Origin of the sequence: Halomonas sp. DQ26W (assembly GCF_003339685.1) — a bacterium.
Lineage (GTDB): Bacteria > Pseudomonadota > Gammaproteobacteria > Pseudomonadales > Halomonadaceae > Halomonas.
Genome location: NZ_QPKI01000067.1, coordinates 1 through 1,537 on the forward strand (window position 1 = coordinate 1; position 1,537 = coordinate 1,537).

At 54.7% G+C, this 1,537-nt stretch carries 1 protein-coding gene; it reads right to left on the bottom strand.

All coding sequences use genetic code 11. The features are described from left to right. Positions 1 to 234: 234 nt before the first annotated feature. Complete coding sequence (locus DU490_RS16920; RefSeq protein WP_114575383.1) at positions 235 to 1,374, bottom strand: hypothetical protein; 1,140 nt, start codon at positions 1,372 to 1,374, stop codon at positions 235 to 237. Positions 1,375 to 1,537: the final 163 nt, after the last annotated feature.

Below are 1,537 nucleotides of genomic sequence, written 5' to 3' on the forward strand. Positions count from 1 at the left end.
TAAGTCAGATGAGGAATAGATTGCCTGGTGATCAAGCGGCTCGATGACGTTGCAGTGGATCGGTGTCGGCAACACCTCGGTTCAGCCCCCGCATTCGACACCCTGATGAATTAGGAGGGGTCAAGGTCGCCTTGGCCATAGTGCTCCCAAGCCATGCGGCCAAAATAGACAACGTCGAATAGCGCGGTAACGCTTAATGCTCCACTCGCAATCTGCCCGGCTGTTAGATACTTACTAAACTCGCCAAGCTGTTGACATTCCTCGAGATAGCCTCAAGTCCCGCGCATCGATATGAGCAAAGTGCTGCAAGATTGCCGAGGTTGCTGTGACCGTTCCACTTAGGCCGGAGCTGAAGGTCACTGTTGAACTTATCGTTACACCTTTTTCTGCAATTTCTTTCACACCATTCCACAGCATGATTCCATTCAGCAGTACCAGTACGCTCTTCAGTGGAGCATCGTTAATAGCACGCGTTAGCGGATTTCCTTGCGCTGGCGCCGCTGCATCATTGGCAGCCACACGCATGATCGTTACCTGGCGTCCTTCAAGATGATTCAGCAAATCGGGGCGCAATTGATGCAACGGTGCCGGTGCTCCGGCTACGCGGGCGCTGGGTTCGTTGAGCCAGTCGACCATCTGCCGAGCTGGGATCGAATCGATGGTAATCGACTGACTGCTGCGCGCCAGGGCAGCGGCAAAATAACCAGCGACCAGTGTTTGCTGAGCAGAGGATGCTCCCAACTCCTTAAGGATAGGCCCCACTGTCATACCAATCGCGAGGAACAGACCTTCACGCGCCGCCATCAGGCCACTGCCAAGTTGAGTGGATAGCTGATTCAGGCTGTGCGCCAAGGTTTCCCAATCGTGTCCTTGTAGACCATCTGGAATCGTCAGCATGCGCTGCACGTCGCTGAGCTGCAGATGCCTCATCATTCCCAATAGCGCGGCCCACAGCGAATGGCTGCCATGTTCGAAAGTCGGCCCTTGCTCAAGATCGAGCATACGCTCCACCATGATGGCACCAACCTGACTTTGCACAGCACCCAGTAGAGCGGCGCTCCACAGAGTTTCCATGGCATCGTGATCGTCATGACGCGACGGATCGAAATGGCTCTGAGCTGCGGCAAGTGTTGCCGGGCTGCCTTCATCCCAGAAGCTTTCCATCCAGCGCTGCCAGTCGCCGGTCACCGCGGCAAGCTGTGCTTCCAGTGCTTCGATCTCGTCATCGTAGCGCTTGGCCGGTTCTTCGATTCTGGGCTGGTCAGCTAAAGTTGGGAGTTTGGCCCAGAATTCGCGGTTCTGCTTGGCCAGAGCCAGAATGTTCTGTGCCAGGGTTCGCTCTTCGCCCTCTTTCGAGTACCAAGCTTCACGCATTACCAAACGGCGATCTCAAGTTCCAAGCGCAACGCTATTGAAGGGTGCTGGGCAGCTTCTCTCGAATAAAATCGACGCGCTTATCGAGATCTTTCTTGTGACAATAGAGCGTCTTATAGGCTGGATAGCTAAACCCGTCCTCATTGTGATAGGTAAAGCGTAA

Excerpts from the sequence above, each read along its gene's own strand:
- DU490_RS16920 (WP_114575383.1), bottom strand. The coding sequence starts at position 1,374 with ATGCGTGAAGCTTGGTACTCGAAAGAGGGCGAAGAGCGAACCCTGGCA.